Source organism: Kitasatospora sp. Root107, from assembly GCF_001424875.1.
In the GTDB taxonomy this organism is placed as follows: Bacteria; Actinomycetota; Actinomycetes; order Streptomycetales; family Streptomycetaceae; genus Kitasatospora.
In genome coordinates this window covers 64559-85019 of record NZ_LMCT01000001.1, presented here as the reverse complement: position 1 = coordinate 85019, position 20461 = coordinate 64559, and the positions used below count along the sequence as shown (strand labels likewise).

Below are 20461 nucleotides of genomic sequence, written 5' to 3'. Positions count from 1 at the left end.
CGGATCGTCCACGGGGGGCAGCACTGATGACCGACACCCAATCGCCGATGGTCGTGGTCGAGGATCTTCGCCGCAGTTTCGGTACCGAACCGCGCACGGTGCACGCGCTGCGCGGGGTCTCCTTCACCGCCGCGAGGGGTGAACTCACCGCGCTCAAGGGCCGGTCGGGCTCCGGCAAGACCACCCTGCTCAACCTGGTCGGCGGCCTGGACGCCCCCACCAGTGGCCGGATCTCGCTGGACGGCAACGACCTCTCCGAGCTCGACGAGGCAGGCCGGCTCGCGCTGCGCCGGGACCGGATCGGTTTCGTCTTCCAGTCCTTCGGCCTGCTGCCGGTGCTCACCGCCGCCGAGAACGTCGGCGTCCCGATGCGGCTGCGCAAGCTCCCCGCCGCCGAACGCGAGGAGCGGGTCCGCACCCTGCTCGCCCTGGTCGGCCTGGCCGACCACGCCGAGCAGCGGCCCGCCGAACTCTCCGGCGGCCAGCAGCAGCGGGTCGCGATCGCCCGCGCGCTGGCCAACGACCCCGCGCTGATCATCGCCGACGAACCCACCGGGCAGCTCGACTCCGAGACCGGCCTCGCCGTGATGGAACTGCTCCGCGCCGTGGTCCACTCCCAGGGCGTCACCGCCCTGGTCGCCACCCACGACCCGACCCTGATGGCCCAGGCCGACCGGGTGGTCTCGCTGCACGACGGGCAGATCGTGGAGGCGGACTGACCCGCCGTCGGCAGGCGGTCCGACGGGGCGTCAGGCGGGCAACGTTCCCGGAACTCTCACCGCACTCCCAGCGAACGATCACCCGATCTCCAGCTCGGCGGCCCATAGTCGTACCGAACCGTACGGGGTGACCGCGACGTTGGGAGCACCTGCATGACCACCGCGCACCGACTCGCGATCGTGACCGTGATCGCCGCCCTGGTGGCCGTCTCGCCGGCCACCGCCCGGCCCACCGCCCCGGCCTCGGCCGAGACGGCCGGGCCGACTGCCGTCCCCGCCGCGGTCCCCCCGGTGGCCGAGAGCGTGGTCGCCACCGTCCCCACGGCCGATCCGACCCCCTCGGTCACCGCCCCGCCCGCTGCCCCGGTGCCTGTGGACGCCCCGGCCGAACCCGCCCCGACCGCCGTCGCCTCCCCCTCGGCCACCGCGTCGGCCGCCGCCCCGTCCGCCACCAGGAAGACCCCGACCGCCACTCCGCCCCCCGTCCCGACCCCGTTGCCCGCGCCCTCCCCGTCGGCCTCCCGCTCGTCCGGCCCCGGCACCACCGCCACCGCCCCGGCGAGCACCGAATCCGCCCGGGTCGGCGCCCTGTTCTCCGACGGACAGCACTTCTGCACGGCGAGCGTCGTGGCCAGCCCGAGTGGCACCTTCGTCCTCACCGCCGCGCACTGCCTGTCCACCGCGAGCGGCGTCACCTTCGTCCCCGGCTATCGCAACGGGACCCGCCCGTACGGGACTTGGCAGGTCACCGCCGTCCACACCACCGAGGGCTGGCAGCAGGACCAGGATCCGGACGAGGACTACGCCCTGTTGGAGATCGCCCCCGACACCACCGGCCGCACCGTCCAGGCGGTGGTCGGCGGTAACCCGATCGCCTACAACACCTCCCTCACCACCACCGCCCGCCTGTACGGCTACCCCAGTCGCAGCGACGCCCCCATCGTCTGCACCAACGCCACCACCGCCCAGTCGGCCCACCAACGCCGGATCGCCTGCCCCGACTTCCCGGGTGGCACCAGCGGTGGCCCCTTCCTCGAAGCAGCCACCGGCCGCGTCATCGGCGTGATCGGCGGCTTCGAGGAGGGCGGCGCCACCGAGGACATCTCCTACGGCGCCCACTTCGACGACACCCTGGCCGCCCTCTTCACGGACGTGACCACCGGCTGACCACCCGGCCCCGGACCCGACCGCACGGACCCGACCGCACCGACTCGACCGCACCCCGGACATGACGAAGGCCCAAGCTGACCAGTGGTCAACTTGGGCCTCTTCAGCACCTCTTGCGAAGTGCCCCCGGCAGGATTCGAACCTGCGCACCCGCCTCCGGAGGGCGGTGCTCTATCCCCTGAGCTACGGGGGCCTGCATGGTGTCCCGTGGTGGCGACGTGGAGAACATTACCAGGCCGGGGGAGTGGTCCGTGCACGGGTTTCGGGGGTGGGTCGGGCCGGTGCGAACGGAAGTGGGGAAAGGCCGGACGGGTGGGTGGGAGCGCGGCTACCCTCGGTGAGGTGTCCGGAGCGCCCGGGCGGGTCCTCGTGGTGGACGACAGCGAGGTGATCCGCCAGCTGATCAGAGTCAACCTGGAGCTCGAGGGCTTCGAGGTGGTGACGGCTGCCGACGGCGCGGAGTGCCTGGAGGTGGTCCGCCGGGTGGCTCCTGACGTGGTGACACTCGACGTGATGATGCCGAGGCTCGACGGCCTGCGGACGGCGGCCCGGCTGCGGGCGGCCCCGGCGACCAGGCGGCTGCCGATCGCGATCGTGAGCGCGTGTGCGCCGGCCGAGCTGCGGCAGGGCGAGTCGGTCGGGGTGGACGGGTACCTCGGGAAGCCGTTCGACCCGGCGGAGTTGGTGGCGCTGGTCCGGCGGATGATGCTGCTGAGCGGGCGGGACGCGCCACGGCAGCGCTTCGCCTACGGGTTCGGCGGTGGGTTCGGTTCGGGGTTCGGCGGCGGGTTCAGTGGCGGCTTCGGTTCGGAGCTGGGGGAGAGCGGCTGAGGTTCGCCCAGAGCGAACATTGGCGCCGGAAAGCCGCGGCACGCCCGTCTCAACGGGTAAACCAGGTGCGGCCGCGTACCGCCTCTCGCCTAGGCTGGGGCCCGTGACACCCGCAGAGCTTTCCCAGGCAGTCCAGGCCGCAGTGAGCGCCGCCGTAGAGGCGGGCGAGCTGACCGTCGCCGTGCCCGAGCACGTGACGATCGAGCGGCCCAAGAACAGGGACCACGGCGACTACGCCACCAACGTGGCCCTCCAGCTCGCGAAGGCGGCCGGCAAGCCGCCGCGAGCCATCGCGGAGATCCTGTCCGCGCGCCTGCGAGAGATCGCCGGGGTGTCGAAGGTGGACATCGCCGGTCCGGGCTTCCTGAACATCACGCTGGACGCCGCCACCCAGGGTGAGTTGGCCCGCACCATCGTCGAGGCCGGCCCGGCGTACGGCCGGAACGAGGCGCTCAAGGGTCTCAAGATCAACCTCGAGTTCGTCTCGGCGAACCCGACCGGCCCGATCCACATCGGCGGCGTCCGCTGGGCGGCCGTCGGCGACTCGCTGGCCCGGGTGCTCCGGGCCACCGGCGCCGAGGTCACCACCGAGTACTACCTGAACGACGCCGGCGTGCAGATCGGCAAGTTCGCCGCCTCCCTGCAGGCCGCCGCGAACGGCCGGCCCGCGCCCGCCGACGGTTACGTGGGCGAGTACATCGTCGACATCGCCAAGGCGCTGGTGGCCGGCGTCCCGGGCGTGCTCGACCTGCCCGAGGCCGAGCAGCTGGAGGTCTTCCGGGTCGAGGGCCTCAAGCTGATGGTCGCCGAGATCAAGCGCTCGATGGACGAGTTCGGCACCCACTTCGACGTCTGGTTCTCGGAGAAGTCGCTGCACGACTCCGGCGTCGTCGAGAAGGCGATCGGGCGGCTGCGCGAGCAGGGTCACGTCTTCGACCAGGAGGGTGCGATCTGGCTGCGCACCACCGACTTCGGCGACGACAAGGACCGGGTGCTGGTCAAGGCCGACGGCGAGACCACCTACTTCGCCGCCGACGCCGCCTACTACCTGAGCAAGCGGGACCGGGGCAGCGAGGTCTCGGTCTACATGCTCGGCGCGGACCACCACGGCTACGTCAACCGGCTGAAGGCCATCGCGGCCTGCGCGGGCGACGACATGGACCGCAACATCGAGGTGAAGATCGGCCAGTTCGTGAAGATGCTTCGCGACGGCGAAGAGGTCCGGATGTCGAAGCGGGCCGGCAACATCATCACGATCGACGACGTGGTCGACTGGATCGGCGTGGACGCGGCCCGGTACTCCCTGGTGCGCTACCCGACCGACTCCACGATCATGCTCGACATCAACGTGCTGACCAGCCAGACCAACGAGAACCCGGTCTTCTACGTCCAGTACGCGCACACCCGGATGTGCGGTGTGCAGCGCAAGGCCAACGAGCTGGGCATCACCAAGTCCGAGGACTTCAAGCCGGAGCTGCTCAGCACCGAGTGGGAGTCCGCGCTGCTCGGCCAGCTCGGCGAGTTCCCCCGGGTGCTCACCGCGGCGGGCGAGCTGCGCGAGCCGCACCGGGTCGCGCGCTACCTCGAAGAGGTCGCCCGGGAGTACCACCGGTTCTACGACCACTGCCAGATCCTGCCCAAGGGCGAGGAGCCGGTCACCGACCTGACGCACGCCCGGCTCTGGCTGGCCGACGCCACGCGCACGGTCATCGCCAACGGGCTCACGCTGCTGGGCGTATCGACGCCCGAGCGGATGTAGCACTCAACCCCCAAGCGCCCCGGGGGCGGTGACGGTCCGTCAGGACACGTCACCGCCCCTACTCGTAAGGACACCACGATGAGCCGCTCCGCCCACCCCGCAGGCCCCCGCCACGGTGACGTGCTGCCCGAGGGCCACTACCTGGCCCCGCCGAGCGACCTGAACGCGCTCGACCCCAAGGTCTGGTCCCGTACGGTCGCCCGCGACGCCGACGGCGTGGCCACCGTCGGCGGCATCGACGTCAAGGCGCTGGCCGCCGAGTACGGCACCCCGGCGTACGTCATGGACGAGGCCGACTTCCGTGCCCGGGCCCGCGCCTGGCGGGACGCCTTCGGCGACGGCGCGGACGTCTACTACGCGGGCAAGGCGTTCCTCTCCAAGGCGATCGTCCGCTGGCTGCACGAGGAGGGGCTCAACCTCGACGTGTGCAGCGCGGGCGAGCTGGCCGTGGCGCTGGCCGCCGGGATGCCGGGCGAGCGGATCGCGCTGCACGGCAACAACAAGTCGCCGGACGAGCTGGAGCAGGCGGTCAAGGCAGGCGTCGGGCACATCGTGGTCGACTCCTACCAGGAGATCGACCGGCTGGCCGCGATCGCGGCCGCCCAGGGTGTCCGGCAGCCGGTGCTGATCCGGGTGACGGTCGGCGTCGAGGCGCACACCCACGAGTTCATCGCCACAGCGCACGAGGACCAGAAGTTCGGACTGTCGCTGAGCGGCGGCCGGGCGGCCGAGGCGGTCCGCCGCACCCTCGCGCACCCGAGCCTCGAACTGCGCGGCATCCACTCGCACATCGGCTCGCAGATCTTCGACACGGCCGGCTTCGAGGTGGCCGCCCGCCGGGTGGTCGGGCTGCTGGTGCAGGTCAGGGACGAGCACGGGGTCGAGCTGCCGGAGATCGACCTCGGCGGCGGCCTGGGCATCGCGTACACCAGCGAGGACGACCCGCGCGAGCCCGCCGAGATCGCCGCCTCGCTGGCCGAGATCGTCCGCCGGGAGTGCGCCGCCGCCAGCCTGAACGTGCCGCGCCTGAGCGTCGAGCCCGGCCGGGCGATCGTCGGCCCGACCGCGTTCACGCTGTACGAGGTCGGTACGATCAAGCCGCTCGACGGACTGCGCACCTATGTCAGCGTCGACGGCGGGATGTCGGACAACATCCGCACCGCGCTCTACGACGCCGAGTACTCCGTCGCCCTCGTCTCGCGCACCAGCGAGGCCGAGCCGATGCTGGTCCGGGTGGTCGGCAAGCACTGCGAGTCCGGCGACATCGTGGTCCGGGACGCCTTCCTGCCCGCCGACCTGACGCCGGGTGACCTGATCGCGGTCCCGGCGACCGGCGCGTACTGCCGCTCGATGGCGAGCAACTACAACCACGCCCTCAAGCCTCCCGTGCTCGCCGTCCTGGACGGTGCGGCCCGGGTGATCGTCCGCCGTGAGACGGAGCAGGATCTCCTGCGCCTCGATCTCGGATGAGGAAATTCTCGTCTCAGATGATGGACCAGCCATAGATTCGTGCGGCTGGTCCCGGAGACTGGTACAGACCGAATACCCTGCGGGCGGCGAAGACCGCCGACCAATCAGCCCGCGGAAAACCCGAGAAAGCAGAGCGGAGTCGGATGATGCGTACGCGCCCGCTGAAGGTGGCGTTGCTGGGCTGTGGTGTGGTGGGCTCCGAGGTGGCGCGCATCATGACGACGGACGCCGCCGACCTCGCCGCGCGGATCGGCGCTCCGGTCGAGCTCGTCGGCGTCGCGGTCCGCCGGGCCGGCCGGGCCCGCGCCGGAGTGCCCGAGCACCTGATCACCACCGATGCCGAGGCGCTGGTGAACCGCGGTGACATCGACGTGGTGATCGAGGTCGTCGGCGGTATCGAGCCGTCCAAACACCTCATCCTGAGCGCCTTCGCGAACGGCGCCTCGGTGGTCTCCGCCAACAAGGCGCTGCTGGCCAAGGACGGTGCCGAGCTGCACGCCGCCGCCGCCAAGGCGGGCGTGGACCTGTACTACGAGGCCGCCGTCGCCGGTGCCATCCCGCTGCTCCGCCCGCTCCGCGAGTCGCTCGCCGGGGACAAGGTGAACCGGGTGCTCGGCATCGTCAACGGCACCACCAACTTCATCATGGACAAGATGGACTCCACCGGCGCCGGGTACTCCGAGGCGCTCGAGGAGGCCACCGCGCTCGGCTACGCCGAGGCCGACCCGACCGCCGACGTGGAGGGCTTCGACGCCGCCGCCAAGGCCGCCATCCTGGCCGGGATCGCCTTCCACACCAAGGTCACCGCCGCGGACGTCTACCGCGAGGGCATCACCGAGGTGACCGCCGCCGACATCGCCTCCGCCAAGGAGATGGGCTGCGTGGTCAAGCTGCTGGCGATCTGCGAGCGGGCCGCCGACGGCGAGTCGGTCACCGCCCGCGTGCACCCCGCGATGCTGCCGCTGAGCCACCCGCTGGCCTCGGTCCGCGAGGCGTACAACGCGGTCTTCGTGGAGGCCGAGGCGGCCGGCCGGCTGATGTTCTACGGCCCCGGCGCCGGTGGCGCGCCGACCGCCTCCGCGGTGCTCGGCGACCTGGTCGCGGTCTGCCGCAACAAGGTCAACGGCACCACCGGGCCCGGCGACTCGGTGTACACCCAGCTCCCGGCCAAGCCGATGGACCAGGTGATCACCCGGTACCACGTCAGCCTGGACGTGGACGACCGCGCGGGCGTGCTGGCCCAGGTGGCCTCCGTCTTCGCCGAGCACGGCGTGTCCATCGACACCGTGCGCCAGCAGGGCCGCGACGGCGACGCCTCGCTCGTCGTGGTCACCCACCGTGCCACCGACGCCGCGCTGTCGGCGACGGTCGACAAGCTCCGCGCGCTGGACAGCGTGCGGGACGTGGCCAGCATCATGCGGGTTGAAGGGGAGTAGGAAGCACCATGAACGCCGTCATCCAGAGCGGTCGTACCCACCAGTGGCGCGGCCTCATCGAGGAGTACCGGGACCGGCTGCCGGTCTCCGCCTCCACTCCCGTGGTCTCCCTGCTCGAGGGCGGCACGCCGCTCGTCCCCGCCCAGGTGCTCTCCGAGCGCACCGGCTGCGAGGTCTACCTCAAGGTCGAGGGCGCCAACCCGACCGGGTCCTTCAAGGACCGCGGTATGACGATGGCGATCTCCAAGGCCAAGGAGGACGGCGCCCAGGCCGTCATCTGCGCCTCCACCGGCAACACCTCGGCCTCCGCCGCGGCGTACGCGGTGCGCGCGGGCATGGTCTGCGCCGTGCTGGTGCCGCAGGGCAAGATCGCGCTCGGCAAGATGGGCCAGGCGCTGGTGCACGGCGCGAAGATCCTCCAGGTGGACGGGAACTTCGACGACTGCCTCACCCTTGCGCGTGAACTCTCCGAGAAGTACCCGGTGGCCCTGGTCAACTCGGTGAACCCGGTCCGGATCGAGGGCCAGAAGACCGCCGCCTTCGAGATCGTCGACATGCTCGGCGACGCCCCCGACATCCACGTCCTCCCGGTCGGCAACGCGGGCAACATCACCGCCTACTGGAAGGGCTACACCGAGTACGCCAAGGACGGTCTGGCCGACCGCACCCCGCGGATGTGGGGCTTCCAGGCGTCCGGCTCGGCCCCGATCGTGGACGGCGCCCCGGTGCTCAACCCGCAGACCATCGCCACCGCGATCCGGATCGGCAACCCGGCCTCCTGGGACTACGCGATCGCCGCGCGGGACGACTCGGGCGGCCTGATCGACAAGGTGACGGACCGTCAGATCCTGTCCGCCTACCGCCTGCTGGCCGCGCAGGAGGGCGTCTTCGTGGAGCCCGCCTCGGCCGCCTCGGTGGCCGGCCTGCTGGCCAAGGCGGAGGCCGGTCTGGTCGACCCGGGCCAGCGGATCGTCTGCACCGTGACCGGCAACGGCCTCAAGGACCCGGACTGGGCGGTGGCCGGTGCGCCGCAGCCGCAGATCGTGCCGATCGACCCGGAGGCGGCCGCCCGCCGGCTCGGGCTGCTGGACTGACGAGCTGTCAACAAGCGGGCCGACTCTTTCGGGGGTCGGCCCGCCGTGTTTGCCGGGGCACACCTTTCTGCCCGACTTGTCGCCGGCCGCGCCGACTTCCGGGCGGAATCGGTGCCCGCTTTCGCGCATTTTCCGGCCAGATCCGGCAACACGGCAGATCGGAGGGGTGCGGGGTGTACCGCTGTGGAACCTCTCTTCGATAGTCTGGTCAGCAGTGGGCCGCGCCGTGCGCCGCGCCCACCCCGCCGGGGAGCTGTCGCGAAAACCCCGCACACGTACCACCGCAGGCCCGACCCCAACCGGGCCGTCACCTCCCAGGAGAGTCCCACCACCATGGCTGGTCCCGCGTTCCGTGCTGCCGCCGTCCGGGTCCGGGTCCCCGCGACCAGTGCCAACCTCGGCCCCGGCTTCGACGCCTTCGGACTCGCCCTGGGCCTGTACGACGACGTGGTGGTCCGGGTCGCCGACTCCGGTCTCTCGGTGGACATCGCCGGTGAGGGTGCGGCCACCCTGCCGCGCGACGAACGGCATCTGATGATCCGTTCGATGCGGGCCGCCTTCGACCGCCTCGGCGGTCAGCCGCGCGGCCTGGAGGTGGTCTGCGCCAACCGGATACCGCACGGCCGGGGCCTGGGCTCCTCCTCCGCCGCGATCTGCGCCGGCATCGTCGCCGCCCGCGCCGTCACCATCGGCGGCCCGAGCACGCTGGACGACGCCGCCCTGCTGGCCCTCGCCTCCGAGCTGGAGGGCCACCCCGACAACGTCGCCGCCTGTCTGCGCGGCGGGTTCACCATCGCCTGGACGGACGAGGACTCCGCCAAGGCGGTCCGGCTGGAGCCGTCCGAGCTGGTCGTCCCGGTGGTCTTCATCCCGTCCACCGAGGTGCTCACCGAGACCGCCCGGGGCCTGCTGCCGAAGACCGTCCCGCTCTCCGACGCCGCCGTCAACGCCGGTCGGGCCGCCCTGCTGGTCGAGGCCCTGACGAACCGTCCGGAACTGCTGCTGGCCGCCACCGAGGACCGGCTGCACCAGGACTACCGGGCCTCCGCGATGCCCGAGAGCGCCGGTCTGGTGGGCGCCCTGCGGGCCGAGGGCATCCCGGCCGTGATCTCCGGCGCGGGCCCCACCGTGCTCGCCCTCGCGGACGAGGCGAACGCCGAGAAACTGCTCACCTTCGCAGGTGACGGCTTTGCCGCGCACCGTCTCCGGCTCGACGGCACCGGCGCCTCGGTGCTGCCGCTGGACGGCTGAGCAAGACGGTCGCACGGACACGATTGACGAGAACGGGGCCGGGGAATGTCTCAGGGGGTCGGTAGTGTTAACCTCAATGCTGCACCAGGTGCCCTCCGGGGTTCGGTGCGCCACGTCCCGATCCCGAGCCTCCGCTGTTGCGGCCAGTCCGCACGAGTGGGGCCGTGGACGAGCGGGACCACGATTCTCCGGGAGCCCTCCGCAGCGCGTACGCAGCCTGCCTGCGCAAAGGCGGCCGTTTCCCGAAGCCGTGACGGCACCTGACTCCCTCCCGCGGCCTCTCACCTAGAGGCACGCCCGGATGGGGCCCGGCCACCGTCACGCGACGGGGGCCCGGGTATCGCAGGCAGCGGGGTCGGCACGAGACCGATCCGCGCCACTTCGCACCACCGTGCACATCTCAGCTCTTCCCCGACTGGCAGCGCCATTCGGGGGATCACCGCCTCGGACCGACGCAGTCAAGCGTTGGTCAGGACAGCACAACCGGTCGCCGAGCCAGACAGGCCGACGTCCGCTCCAGGGAAGGACCCTTAGTGAGCGACTCCACCGATCTGATGGGCGCGCGCCCCGACGCCGACGCGTCAGACACCGCCGCCCCGGCGGCTCCGGCCAAGCGCCGCCGTACCGCTGCCGCGGGCCTCGACGGCCTGGTCCTGGCCGAGCTGCAGAAGCTCGCCTCGACCCTCGGGATCAGCGGTACCGGACGCCTTCGCAAGAGCCAGCTGATTGACGCCATCAAGGAGAAGAGCGGCGGTGACCCGCTGCTGGCCGGCGCCGCCGCCCCGGCCGCTCCCGCCAAGCGGGCCACCAAGGCCGCGGCTCCGGCCGCCGCCGAGGCCCCCGCGGCCGAGGTGAAGGCCGAGGAGAAGCCTGCCCGCCGGACCAAGGCCGCCGCTGCTGCGGCCGCCCCGGCTGCCGAGCCGCAGGCCCAGATCGAGATCCCGGTCCAGGCTGCCGCCGAGACCGCTGCCCCGGCCCGTGCCGAGCGCACCCGCCGTCGGGCCACCTCGGCCGCCGGTGCGCCGACCGCCGAGGCTGCGGCCGCGACCGCCGCCGAGACGACCGCCACCGTGGTCGCCGAGGCCCGTACCGACGCCCGGACGCTCGACGCCGACGGCCGGACCGAGACCCGCCGGGACCGCCGGGACCGGCGCGACCGTCGCGAGGGCGGCGAGCGCACCGAGACCACCGAGAGCCAGGCCGGTCAGGACGACAGCCGCGAGTCCCGCCGGGACCGCCGCAACCGTCGGGACCGTACCGACCGTCCGGAGCGCGGCGAGCGCCAGCAGGGTCAGCAGACCCAGCAGGGCGGCGCCCAGGACAGTGCCCCGCAGCAGAGCCGTCAGCAGAGCGTGAGCCAGCAGCCGCAGGCCGGTGGCTACGACGACGACGAGTTCGGCGACGGCCGTCGGGGCCGTCGGGGCCGCTACCGCGACCGCCGGGGCCGTGGCACCCGGGGCGAGCGTTTCGAGGCCGGCCCGGCCGAGGTGCAGGTCAACGACGACGATGTGCTGATCCCGGTCGCGGGCATCCTGGACATCCTCGACAACTACGCCTTCGTGCGGACCTCCGGCTACCTGCCGGGTTCGAACGACGTCTACGTCTCGCTGGCCCAGGTCCGCAAGAACGGCCTGCGCAAGGGTGACGCGATCACCGGTGCGGTGCGCCAGCCCAAGGACGGCGAGCGCCGCGAGAAGTTCAACGCCATGGTGCGGCTGGACTCGGTCAACGGCATGGACCCGGAGAGCGGCCGCAACCGCCCCGAGTTCGGCAAGCTGACCCCGCTCTACCCGCAGGAGCGCCTGCGGCTGGAGACCGACCCGGGCATCCTGACCACCCGCATCATCGACCTGGTCGCCCCGATCGGTAAGGGCCAGCGTGGTCTGATCGTCGCCCCGCCGAAGACCGGCAAGACGATGATCATGCAGGCGATCGCCAACGCGATCACCACCAACAACCCCGAGTGCCACCTGATGGTCGTCCTGGTCGACGAGCGTCCGGAAGAGGTCACCGACATGCAGCGGTCGGTGAAGGGCGAGGTCATCTCCTCGACCTTCGACCGCCCGGCCGAGGACCACACCGTCGTCGCCGAGCTGGCCATCGAGCGCGCCAAGCGCCTGGTCGAGCTGGGCCACGACGTGGTCATCCTGCTGGACTCGATCACCCGCCTGGGCCGTGCCTACAACCTGGCGGCGCCGGCCTCCGGCCGCATCCTGTCCGGTGGTGTCGACTCGACCGCGCTCTACCCGCCGAAGAAGTTCTTCGGTGCGGCGCGCAACATCGAGAACGGCGGCTCGCTGACCATCCTCGCCACCGCACTGGTGGAGACCGGCTCGCGGGCCGACGAGGTCGTCTTCGAGGAGTTCAAGGGCACCGGCAACATGGAGCTCCGGCTCGACCGCAAGCTCTCCGACAAGCGGATCTTCCCGGCCGTCGACGTCGACGCGTCGAGCACCCGTAAGGACGAGATCCTGCTGGGCGCCGAGGAGTTGGCCATCACCTGGAAGCTCCGCCGGGTGCTGCACGCGCTCGACTCGCAGCAGGCGATGGAGCTGCTGCTGGACAAGCTGAAGCAGACCAAGAGCAACGCCGAGTTCTTGATGCAGATCGCCAAGAACACCCCCGGCCAGGACTGACCTCCCGGCTGAACCCGAAAGCCCCGGACCGCAACCGCGGTCCGGGGCTTTCGCGTCTTCTCAGCACGACTTAAGAAACGGACTTATCGGTATCTGATTCCCTTATGCTCAGAATGAAGGTCATACCGACCAAGCCCCCAGAGAGCTGAGGACGAGACGCTATGGCCGAACACCGACGCAAGACCCTGAGCCGGCGGATACGCCTGCGCAGGACCGTCGTCTGCACGGTGGCCGGGCTGCTGGTGATCGGCGGCGGCGCGGCCGGGTACGCGTACTGGAAGCTCAACGGGAACATCAAGAGCGTCGACATCAACGGCCAGCTGGGCACCGCCCGGCCGCCCGCCTCGACCAACGGCTCGTTCAACGTGCTGGTGCTCGGCTCGGACTCGCGCAACGGCAAGAACGGCGACCTGGCCGGGGGCCAGACCGACGGCACCGCCCGCTCGGACACCGCGATGGTGGTGCACGTCAACCAGGCGCACACGCGGGCCGACGTGGTCTCGATCCCCCGGGACACCCTGGTCGCCCGGCCCGCCTGCAGCGCCGTCGGCACCGGCGCGGCGGTGCCGGCCGCGAAGGGCGTGATGTTCAACACCGCGTACGAGGTCGGCGGTCCGGCCTGTGCGGTGAAGACCACCGAGCAGCTCACCGGGATGCGGATGGACCACTTCGTCGAAATCGACTTCGCCGGTTTCGCGGACTTCGTGAACGCCATCGGCGGGGTCGGCGTGACCACCACGGTGGCCATCGACGACAAGGACAGCGGGCTGCACCTGGCCGCCGGTACACACCGGTTGAACGGTGACCAGGCGCTGGCCTTCGTCCGCACCAGGCACGGCGTCGGCGACGGCAGCGACCTGGGCCGGATCGAGCTGCAGAAGCAGATGGTCAAGTCGATGCTGGGGCAGGTGAAGAGCATCGGGCTGGCCTCCAACCCGGCCAAGCTCTGGTCGGTGGGGGACAAGCTCACCAAGAGCATCACCACCGACTCCGACCTGGCCTCGGTGAGCGCCCTGGTCGGCCTCGCCGACGTCCTCAAGCCGATCGGCCCGGAGAACCTCAGCATGGTCACCCTGCCGGTGGTGACCGCACCGAGCGACCTGAATCGGGTGATCCCGGCCGAACCCCGGGCCGCCGAGCTGTGGCGGGCGCTGGCCGCCGACCGGGTGGTGCCCGAGTCGGTGCTCAGCAGCCAGCCGGCCAACCCGGCCGAGGCGGCCCCGTCGGCGACGGCGAAGCCCACCAGGAGCGGGGCTGCGGGAGCCACCAGCCGGTAGTCGGAATATCGGTGGCCGCCACTCGGTTTGGGAAGAAGCGGTCAGTCCTGGCAGACTGGTCCGTCGGTCCCGGTTCACGTGCGGCTGTCAGCTGCCGACCCGGTGCCCTCCCGAACACTAGGAGAACCCCTTGAAGCCCAACGTTCACCCCGAGTACGTGGTCACCAACGTGACCTGCACCTGCGGCGCCGAGTTCCAGACCCGCTCGACCGAGACCAGTGGCGTCATTCGCGCCGAGGTCTGCTCGCAGTGCCACCCGTTCTACACCGGCAAGCAGAAGATTCTGGACACCGGTGGCCGCGTTGCCCGCTTCGAGGCCCGCTTCGGCAAGAAGCTCTCCGCGAAGCAGGACTAGCGTCCGTACGGCGCCGGTTCGGGCGTACCCATGTACTCGTGGGTGCGAACGGATCGGCGCCGTTCGCGTCTTCCCCCACCAGCCCCAAGCCCTGTCAAACAGCTCTCAGCGGAAGTAGGCCCACCCGATGTTCGAGGCAGTCGAAGAGCTCCTCACCGAGCACGCCGACCTCGAGACGAGGCTGGCCGACCCCTCGGTCCACGCCGACCAGGCGAACGCTCGCAAGCTGGCCAAGCGCTATGCCGAGCTGACCCCGATCACGCGTACCTACCGGGCCTGGAAGCTGGCCGGTGAGGACATCGAGGCGGCACGTGAACTCGCGCTCGAGGACTCGGACTTCATCGCGGAGATGAAGTCCTCGGAGGCCCGGCGCGACGAGCTGACCGAAGAGCTGCGGGTGCTGCTGGTGCCGCGCGACCCCAACGACGAGAAGGACGTCATCCTGGAGGTCAAGGCGGGTGAGGGCGGCGAGGAGTCCGCGCTGTTCGCCGGCGACCTGCTCCGGATGTACCTGCGGTTCGCCGAGCGGGTGGGCTGGAAGACCGAGATCATCGACGCCAACGAGTCCGACCTCGGCGGCTACAAGGACGTCTCGGTCGCCGTGAAGACCAAGGGCACCCCCGAGCCCGGCCTGGGCGTCTGGGCCCGGCTCAAGTACGAGGGCGGCGTGCACCGCGTGCAGCGCGTCCCGGCGACCGAGTCGCAGGGCCGGATCCACACCTCCGCGGCCGGTGTGCTGGTCACGCCGGAGGCCGAGGAGGTCGAGGTCGAGATCATCGCCAACGAGCTGCGGATCGACGTCTACCGCTCCTCGGGCCCGGGCGGACAGTCCGTCAACACCACCGACTCGGCGGTCCGGATCACCCACCTGCCGACCGGTATCGTGGCGTCCTGCCAGAACGAGAAGAGCCAGCTGCAGAACAAGGAGCAGGCCATGCGCATCCTGCGTTCGCGGCTGCTCGCCGCCGCGCAGGAGGCGGCCGACCTGGAGGCGTCGGACGCCCGGCGCAGCCAGGTCCGCACCGTGGACCGCTCCGAGCGCATCCGGACGTACAACTTCCCGGAGAACCGCATCTCGGACCACCGCACCGGGTTCAAGTCGTACAACCTGGACCAGGTGCTGGACGGCGAGCTCAACGCGGTGATCCAGTCCTGCGTGGACGCCGACGCGGCGGCCAAGCTGGCCGCCGCCGCCCAGGAGAACTGACCCGGACAAGGGGTGTACGGATGAACCTGCTGCTCGCCGAGGTGGCCCAGGCCACCCAGCGGTTGGCCGCGGCCGGGGTGCCGTCGCCGCGCTTCGACGCGGAGGAACTCGCCGCACACGTCCACGGCGTCAAGCGCAGCCAGCTGCACACGGTGAAGGACAGCGAGTTCGACGCCCGGTACTGGGAGGCGATCTCCCGCCGCGAGGCGCGCGAGCCGCTCCAGCACATCACCGGCCGGGCGTTCTTCCGCTACCTGGAGCTGGAGGTCGGCCCCGGGGTCTTCGTGCCCCGGCCCGAGACCGAGTCGGTGGTCGAGTGGGCCATAGACGCCGTCCGCGACATGGACGTCGCCGAGCCGCTGGTGGTCGACCTGTGCACCGGCTCCGGCGCGATCGCGCTGGCGCTGGCCCAGGAGCTGCCGCGCTCCACCGTGCACGCCTTCGAGCTGGACGAGGGCGCGATGAAGTACACCCGGCGCAACATCGAGGCCAGCTCGGACCGGGCCCGGGTCACCCTGCACGCGGGCGACGCCACCCGGGCCTTCGAGGACGACCGCTCCTGGGACGGCCGCTTCGACCTGGTGATCAGCAACCCGCCGTACATCCCGCTCACCGAGTGGGAGTACGTGGCACCCGAGGCCCGCGACCACGATCCGCAGATGTCGCTGTTCTCCGGCGAGGACGGCCTGGACGCGATCCGCGGCATCGAGCGGGTCGCCGCCCGGCTGCTGCGGCCCGGGGGAGTCGTGGTGATCGAGCACGCCGACACCCAGGGCGGGCAGGTGCCGTGGGTGTTCCGCGAGGAGAGCGGCTGGACGGACGCCGCCGACCACCGGGACCTGAACAACCGGCCGCGCTTCACAACAGCCCGAAGGGCGTCGTTGTGAACATCGAGCACAGCACAACAGCCCGAAGGGCGTCGTTGTGACATCGAGCAGAGCACAACAGCCCGAAGGGCGTCGTTGTGAACATCGAGCAGAGCACGACCGCGCGGAAGGCTTCGCTCTGATGACCAGTCAGCTTTCCGAGAGGGGACCGCACCGATGAGCCGCCGCTACGACTGCGCCGACGCAGGCGACCGTGAGACCGGGCTGCGCGAGGCCGCCTCGGCGATCCGCAGGGGCGAGCTGGTCGTGCTGCCGACCGACACCCTGTACGGGATCGGTGCGGACGCGTTCAGCCCGGAGGCGGTCGGCGCCCTGCTGGACGCCAAGGGCCGCGGCCGCAACATGCCCTCCCCGGTGCTGGTCGGCTCGCCGACCACGTTGCACGGTCTGGTCACGGACTTCTCCGAGCAGGCCTGGGAGCTGGTGGACGCGTTCTGGCCGGGTGGGCTGACCCTGGTCGCCAAGCACCAGCCGTCGCTGCGCTGGGACCTCGGCGACACCCGGGGCACCGTCGCGGTCCGGATGCCGCTGCACCCCGTCGCGCTCGAACTGCTCAACAACGTCGGCCCGATGGCGGTCTCCAGCGCCAACCGGACCGGCGGCCCCTCGCCGTCCACCTGCGACGACGCCTTCGCCCAGCTCGGCGACTCGGTCTCGGTCTACCTGGACGGCGGCAACGCCGACTTCGGGCAGGCCTCGTCCATCGTCGACGTCACGGGCAAGGTGCCGGTCCTGCTGCGGGCCGGCGCGATCAGCGCCGAGCAGCTGAGGGAGGTCGTACCGGACCTGGAGGCCGGCAGTTGACAGCGGCCTCGCTGCACGGCGCCTCCTCCGGCCTCGGCATACCCGGGTACGTCACGGTCTCGCCGCGGCCCCTCGACTCGTTCCGCATCCTCTTCGTCTGCACCGGCAACGTCTGCCGGTCGCCGATCGCGGAGCGGCTGACCCGGCACGAGCTGGACACCCGGCTGGCGGACTTCGCCGGCCGGATCGTGGTGGAGAGCGCGGGCACCTGGGGGCACGAGGGCGCCCCGATGGAGGCCCATGCCGCCACCGTGCTCGGCGAGTACGGCGTCGGCGCCGACGGCTTCGCCGGGCGTGAGCTGCTCGACGAGCACGTGATCGACGCCGACCTGGTGCTCACCGCGACGCTCGACCACCGGGCACAGGTGATCTCGATGGGTCACGCGGCCGGTCTGCGGACCTTCACGCTCAAGGAGTTCACCCGGCTGGTCCGGCGGATCGACCCCTCCACCCTGCCCGACCCCCGGGGCGGCGCCCACGTCACCGAGCGGGCCCGCGCCCTGGTCCGGGCCGCCGCCGCGCTGCGCGGCTGGCTGCTCGCCGCGACCCCGGAGTCCGACGAGGTGGACGACCCGTACGGCGCCCCGATCGGCATGTTCCGCAACTGCGGCGAGGAGATATTCGACGCCCTCGACCCGGTCGTGACGGCCCTGACGGGTACCTCTCGCTGACGAACCGTCTGCTCGGGTGGGTGTATGGACGGGCCGGAGGGCAGGTGGCGGCCTACGCTGGGTGATGCCGCCCGAAATGTCCGCTGCCCGGGAGCTTTGCCATGACCGTCACCCATGATGTGCAACTCTCCTGGACCGCCCCCGCCGCGCTGCGGGAGGCGGATCCGCAACTCGCCGACCTGCTCGCCGCCGAGGCCGGCCGCCGAGCGGAGAGCCTGCAGCTGCTGGCGGGGGAGAACCTCACCACCCCGGCGGTGCTGGCCGCGCTGGGCGGCCCGCTGGTGGACAAGTACGCCGAGGGCTATCCGGGCCACCGCCATCACAGTGGCTGCACCCTCGCCGATGCCGCCGAGCTGCTCGCGGTCGACCGGGCGAAGCGGCTGTTCGCCGCCGAACACGCCAACGTCCAGCCCCGGTCCGGGACTTCGGCGATGCTGGCGGCGTACGCGGCGCTGCTGCGACCTGGTGACCTGGTGCTGGCGATGTCGCTGGAGCACGGCGGGCACCTGAGCTGCGGCTCGCGGGCGAACTTCTCCGGCCGCTGGTTCGACTTCGTCGGCTACGGCGTGCGCGAGCAGGACCAGCTGCTGGACTACGACCAGGTCCGCGAGCTGGCCAAACTGCACCGGCCGAAGGCGATCGTCGCGGGCGGGATCTCCTACCCCCGGCACCTGGACTGGGCCGCCTTCCGGGAGATCGCCGACGAGGTGGACGCCTACCTGATCGCCGACACCGCGCAGACCACCGGACTGGTCGCGGCGGGCCTGGCGCCGAGCCCGGTGCCGTACGCGGACGTCACGGTGGCGGCCACCCACAAGCTGCTGCGTGGGCCGCGTGGCGGGCTGCTGCTCTGTTCCGAGGAGTTGGCGGGACGGGTGGACCGGGCGGTGTTCCCGTTCAGCCAGGGCGGGGCGGCGATGAACGAGGTGGCGGGCAAGGCGGTGGCGTTCGCGCAGGCGGGTACGCCGGAGTTCGTTGCGTACCTCCAGCGCGCGGTGGACGGTGCACGCTCCCTGGCCGGGGCGCTCGAGGCAGCCGGCGCGCCCCCGCAGACCGGTGGCACCGACACCCAGCTGGTGACGGCGGACGTCGGAGCGCTCGGTCTGACGGGTGTCGAGGCCGAGCGCCGCTGCGCGGCGGCCGGACTGATGCTCGGCAAGTGCGCACTCCCGTTCGATCCGGCTCCGCCCGCCGAGACCTCCGGTATCCGTTTGGGCACAGGTGCGGTGGCGGCCCAGGGGATGACCGTCGAGCGGATGGCGGAGGTCGGTGAACTGATCGGACGCCTGCTCAGCGGTGGTGCGCCGGCCGAGATCGGTGCCCGGGTCAGGGAGCTGGCGGCCTCGCTCGGCGAAAACTGACGGACCGGATTACCCGGGAAGGCGAACCGCGATGCACACGCGGCGCGTCCGACTCAATAAGGTGTGCTCCGTGGCGACGCACCTCGAATCCCGGGCAATCACGGGGGTACCTTCGGTACCCACCGGTCGGACCGTCGCGCAGGAGGTCAGTGGTGCGTGAGTATCTGCTGGTCCTGTTCGTGACGGCGGCCGTCACCTACCTGTTGACCGGTCCGGTCCGGAAGTTCGCGATCGTGGCCGGCGCGATGCCGCCGGTCCGGGCCCGCGACGTGCACCGGGAGCCGACGCCCCGGCTGGGCGGGATCGCGATGTTCGGCGGTCTGTGCGCCGGTCTGATGGTCGCCTCGCAGCTGACCCACCTGGGCAACCTGTTCATCCAGAGCGCGGACATCCGGGCGCTGCTGGCCGGGGCCGGGATCATGTGGCTGCTCGGCGTGCTGGACGACAAGTGGGGCGTGGACGCCCTGGTGAAGCTCGGCGGGCAGATGATCGCCGCCGGTGTGATGGTCTGGCAGGGCGTCACGGTGATCTCGATCCCGGTGCCCGGCGTAGGACCGGTCTCGGTCACCCCGACCATGGGCATGGTCATCTCGGTCACCCTGGTGGTCGTGATGGTCAACGCGGTGAACTTCATCGACGGCCTGGACGGTCTGGCCGGCGGCATGGTCTGCATCGCCGCGATGGCGTTCTTCCTCTACTCGTACCGGCTCTGGTACGGCTACGGCATCAACGACGCGGCCCCCGCAGTGCTGTTCAGCGCGGTGCTGATCGGGATGTGCCTGGGCTTCCTGCCGCACAACCTGCACCCGGCCCGGATCTTCATGGGCGACTCCGGTTCGATGATGCTCGGCCTGATGCTCGCGGTCGCCGCGATCTCGATCACCGGCCGGGTGGACCCGGACCTGATCACCGATCAGACCGGTTCGCAGACCGCCACGGTGCACGAGTTGGTGCCGATCTACATCCCGCTGCTGCTCCCGCTCACCGTGATCGCGCTGCCGCTGGCCGACCTGCTGCTCGCGGTGGTCCGCCGGACCTGGGCGGGCAAGTCCCCGTTCACGGCGGACAAGCAGCACCTGCACCACCGGCTGCTGGAGGTCGGGCACTCGCACAGCCGGGCCGTGCTGATCATGTACTTCTGGGCCGCGCTGATCGCCTTCGGCACGGTGGCCTTCTCGGTGCCGGGCCGGGGCCGGACGCTGGTGCTCGGGCTGGCTGGGCTCTGCCTGCTCGGCATCGTGGTGCTGATGATGCCCCGGTTCCGCCCGAGCGCCCCCCGGGTCGTGCAGGCCTTTGTGCCGCCGCGCTACCGCAAGGAGGGCCCGGCTCCGGCCGCGGCACCCGCCGAGGCGCCGGCGATGGCGGAGCTCTCGGCCGACGACAAGGAGCTGCTCGGCCGGCTCGGCACCGGCGCCACCGCGGTCAGCGCGAGGGGCGAGCAGCGGAGCTGACCGGTCGTCAACTGTCGTCACCCGTACGGCGGCACTGTTGGGCTGTCGGTGTGACAGGTACCACACGTGCATGGTAAAGCTCTCA

General features: G+C 71.4%; 17 protein-coding genes and 1 tRNA gene. 17 read left to right on the top strand and 1 reads right to left on the bottom strand.

Features of this window, described 5'->3' with window-relative positions:
* Window positions 1-26 precede the first annotated feature (26 nt).
* On the top strand, window positions 27-719 hold the full coding sequence (locus ASC99_RS00380; RefSeq protein WP_057226899.1) for an ABC transporter ATP-binding protein: 693 nt from the start codon (window positions 27-29) through the stop codon (window positions 717-719).
* Window positions 720-872: 153 nt separating this feature from the next.
* Window positions 873-1886 carry a serine protease gene (locus tag ASC99_RS00375; protein ID WP_057226896.1) on the top strand — a complete coding sequence of 338 codons (1014 nt, stop codon included), beginning with the start codon at window positions 873-875 and terminating at the stop codon, window positions 1884-1886.
* A gap of 121 nt (window positions 1887-2007) precedes the next feature.
* On the opposite strand, the gene ASC99_RS00370 is transcribed toward ASC99_RS00375, so the two are convergent.
* Window positions 2008-2079, bottom strand: a tRNA-Arg gene (locus tag ASC99_RS00370).
* Window positions 2080-2228: 149 nt separating this feature from the next.
* On the opposite strand from ASC99_RS00370, the gene ASC99_RS00365 reads away from it, so the two are divergent.
* The 15 genes from ASC99_RS00365 (at window position 2229) to ASC99_RS00295 (ending at window position 20376) form a co-directional block, all read left to right on the top strand.
* Complete coding sequence (locus ASC99_RS00365) at window positions 2229-2717, top strand: response regulator (protein WP_057226894.1); 489 nt, start codon at window positions 2229-2231, stop codon at window positions 2715-2717.
* Between the two features lie 103 nt (window positions 2718-2820).
* Window positions 2821-4476, top strand: a complete 1656-nt coding sequence (gene argS / locus ASC99_RS00360) for an arginine--tRNA ligase (protein WP_057226891.1) — start codon at window positions 2821-2823, stop codon at window positions 4474-4476.
* Between the two features lie 78 nt (window positions 4477-4554).
* A complete protein-coding gene (gene lysA / locus ASC99_RS00355; RefSeq protein ID WP_057226889.1) occupies window positions 4555-5946 on the top strand; it encodes a diaminopimelate decarboxylase in 1392 nt (463 codons plus the stop codon).
* Window positions 5947-6089: 143 nt separating this feature from the next.
* Complete coding sequence (locus ASC99_RS00350) at window positions 6090-7382, top strand: homoserine dehydrogenase (RefSeq protein WP_057226887.1); 1293 nt, start codon at window positions 6090-6092, stop codon at window positions 7380-7382.
* Between the two features lie 8 nt (window positions 7383-7390).
* Window positions 7391-8476: a threonine synthase gene (gene thrC, locus ASC99_RS00345; RefSeq protein ID WP_369824295.1), complete on the top strand. Its 1086-nt coding sequence runs from the start codon at window positions 7391-7393 to the stop codon at window positions 8474-8476.
* Between the two features lie 333 nt (window positions 8477-8809).
* Window positions 8810-9727 (top strand): homoserine kinase, encoded by a 918-nt coding sequence (gene thrB, locus ASC99_RS00340; RefSeq protein ID WP_057226885.1) that lies wholly within the window; start codon window positions 8810-8812, stop codon window positions 9725-9727.
* Between the two features lie 533 nt (window positions 9728-10260).
* Complete coding sequence (rho, locus tag ASC99_RS00335; protein WP_057226883.1) at window positions 10261-12363, top strand: transcription termination factor Rho; 2103 nt, start codon at window positions 10261-10263, stop codon at window positions 12361-12363.
* Between the two features lie 161 nt (window positions 12364-12524).
* Window positions 12525-13640 carry an LCP family protein gene (locus ASC99_RS00330; protein ID WP_057226881.1) on the top strand — a complete coding sequence of 372 codons (1116 nt, stop codon included), beginning with the start codon at window positions 12525-12527 and terminating at the stop codon, window positions 13638-13640.
* 130 nt (window positions 13641-13770) lie between these two features.
* A complete protein-coding gene (gene rpmE, locus ASC99_RS00325; RefSeq protein WP_057226879.1) occupies window positions 13771-13995 on the top strand; it encodes a 50S ribosomal protein L31 in 225 nt (74 codons plus the stop codon).
* A 127-nt stretch (window positions 13996-14122) separates the two neighbouring features.
* Entirely contained in the window at window positions 14123-15202 is a 1080-nt protein-coding gene (gene prfA, locus ASC99_RS00320) for a peptide chain release factor 1 (RefSeq protein WP_057226877.1), read from the top strand.
* Between the two features lie 20 nt (window positions 15203-15222).
* On the top strand, window positions 15223-16089 hold the full coding sequence (gene prmC / locus ASC99_RS00315) for a peptide chain release factor N(5)-glutamine methyltransferase (RefSeq protein ID WP_057226874.1): 867 nt from the start codon (window positions 15223-15225) through the stop codon (window positions 16087-16089).
* A gap of 156 nt (window positions 16090-16245) precedes the next feature.
* Complete coding sequence (locus ASC99_RS00310) at window positions 16246-16893, top strand: L-threonylcarbamoyladenylate synthase (protein WP_057226870.1); 648 nt, start codon at window positions 16246-16248, stop codon at window positions 16891-16893.
* Window positions 16894-16931: 38 nt separating this feature from the next.
* Entirely contained in the window at window positions 16932-17564 is a 633-nt protein-coding gene (locus ASC99_RS00305) for a protein-tyrosine-phosphatase (RefSeq protein ID WP_057227921.1), read from the top strand.
* A gap of 101 nt (window positions 17565-17665) precedes the next feature.
* A complete protein-coding gene (gene glyA / locus ASC99_RS00300; protein ID WP_057226869.1) occupies window positions 17666-18925 on the top strand; it encodes a serine hydroxymethyltransferase in 1260 nt (419 codons plus the stop codon).
* 152 nt (window positions 18926-19077) lie between these two features.
* Window positions 19078-20376: an MraY family glycosyltransferase gene (locus ASC99_RS00295; RefSeq protein ID WP_057226866.1), complete on the top strand. Its 1299-nt coding sequence runs from the start codon at window positions 19078-19080 to the stop codon at window positions 20374-20376.
* Window positions 20377-20461: the final 85 nt, after the last annotated feature.

Bases quoted from the DNA above. Each gene is read 5' to 3' on its own strand.
- ASC99_RS00380 (WP_057226899.1), top strand. From the start codon at position 27: ATGACCGACACCCAATCGCCGATGGTCGTGGTCGAGGATCTTCGCCGC.
- ASC99_RS00375 (WP_057226896.1), top strand. From the start codon at position 873: ATGACCACCGCGCACCGACTCGCGATCGTGACCGTGATCGCCGCCCTG.
- lysA (WP_057226889.1), top strand. From the start codon at position 4,555: ATGAGCCGCTCCGCCCACCCCGCAGGCCCCCGCCACGGTGACGTGCTG.
- ASC99_RS00350 (WP_057226887.1), top strand. From the start codon at position 6,090: ATGATGCGTACGCGCCCGCTGAAGGTGGCGTTGCTGGGCTGTGGTGTG.
- thrC (WP_369824295.1), top strand. From the start codon at position 7,391: ATGAACGCCGTCATCCAGAGCGGTCGTACCCACCAGTGGCGCGGCCTC.
- thrB (WP_057226885.1), top strand. From the start codon at position 8,810: ATGGCTGGTCCCGCGTTCCGTGCTGCCGCCGTCCGGGTCCGGGTCCCC.
- ASC99_RS00330 (WP_057226881.1), top strand. From the start codon at position 12,525: ATGGCCGAACACCGACGCAAGACCCTGAGCCGGCGGATACGCCTGCGC.
- prfA (WP_057226877.1), top strand. From the start codon at position 14,123: ATGTTCGAGGCAGTCGAAGAGCTCCTCACCGAGCACGCCGACCTCGAG.
- prmC (WP_057226874.1), top strand. From the start codon at position 15,223: ATGAACCTGCTGCTCGCCGAGGTGGCCCAGGCCACCCAGCGGTTGGCC.
- ASC99_RS00310 (WP_057226870.1), top strand. From the start codon at position 16,246: ATGAGCCGCCGCTACGACTGCGCCGACGCAGGCGACCGTGAGACCGGG.
- glyA (WP_057226869.1), top strand. From the start codon at position 17,666: ATGACCGTCACCCATGATGTGCAACTCTCCTGGACCGCCCCCGCCGCG.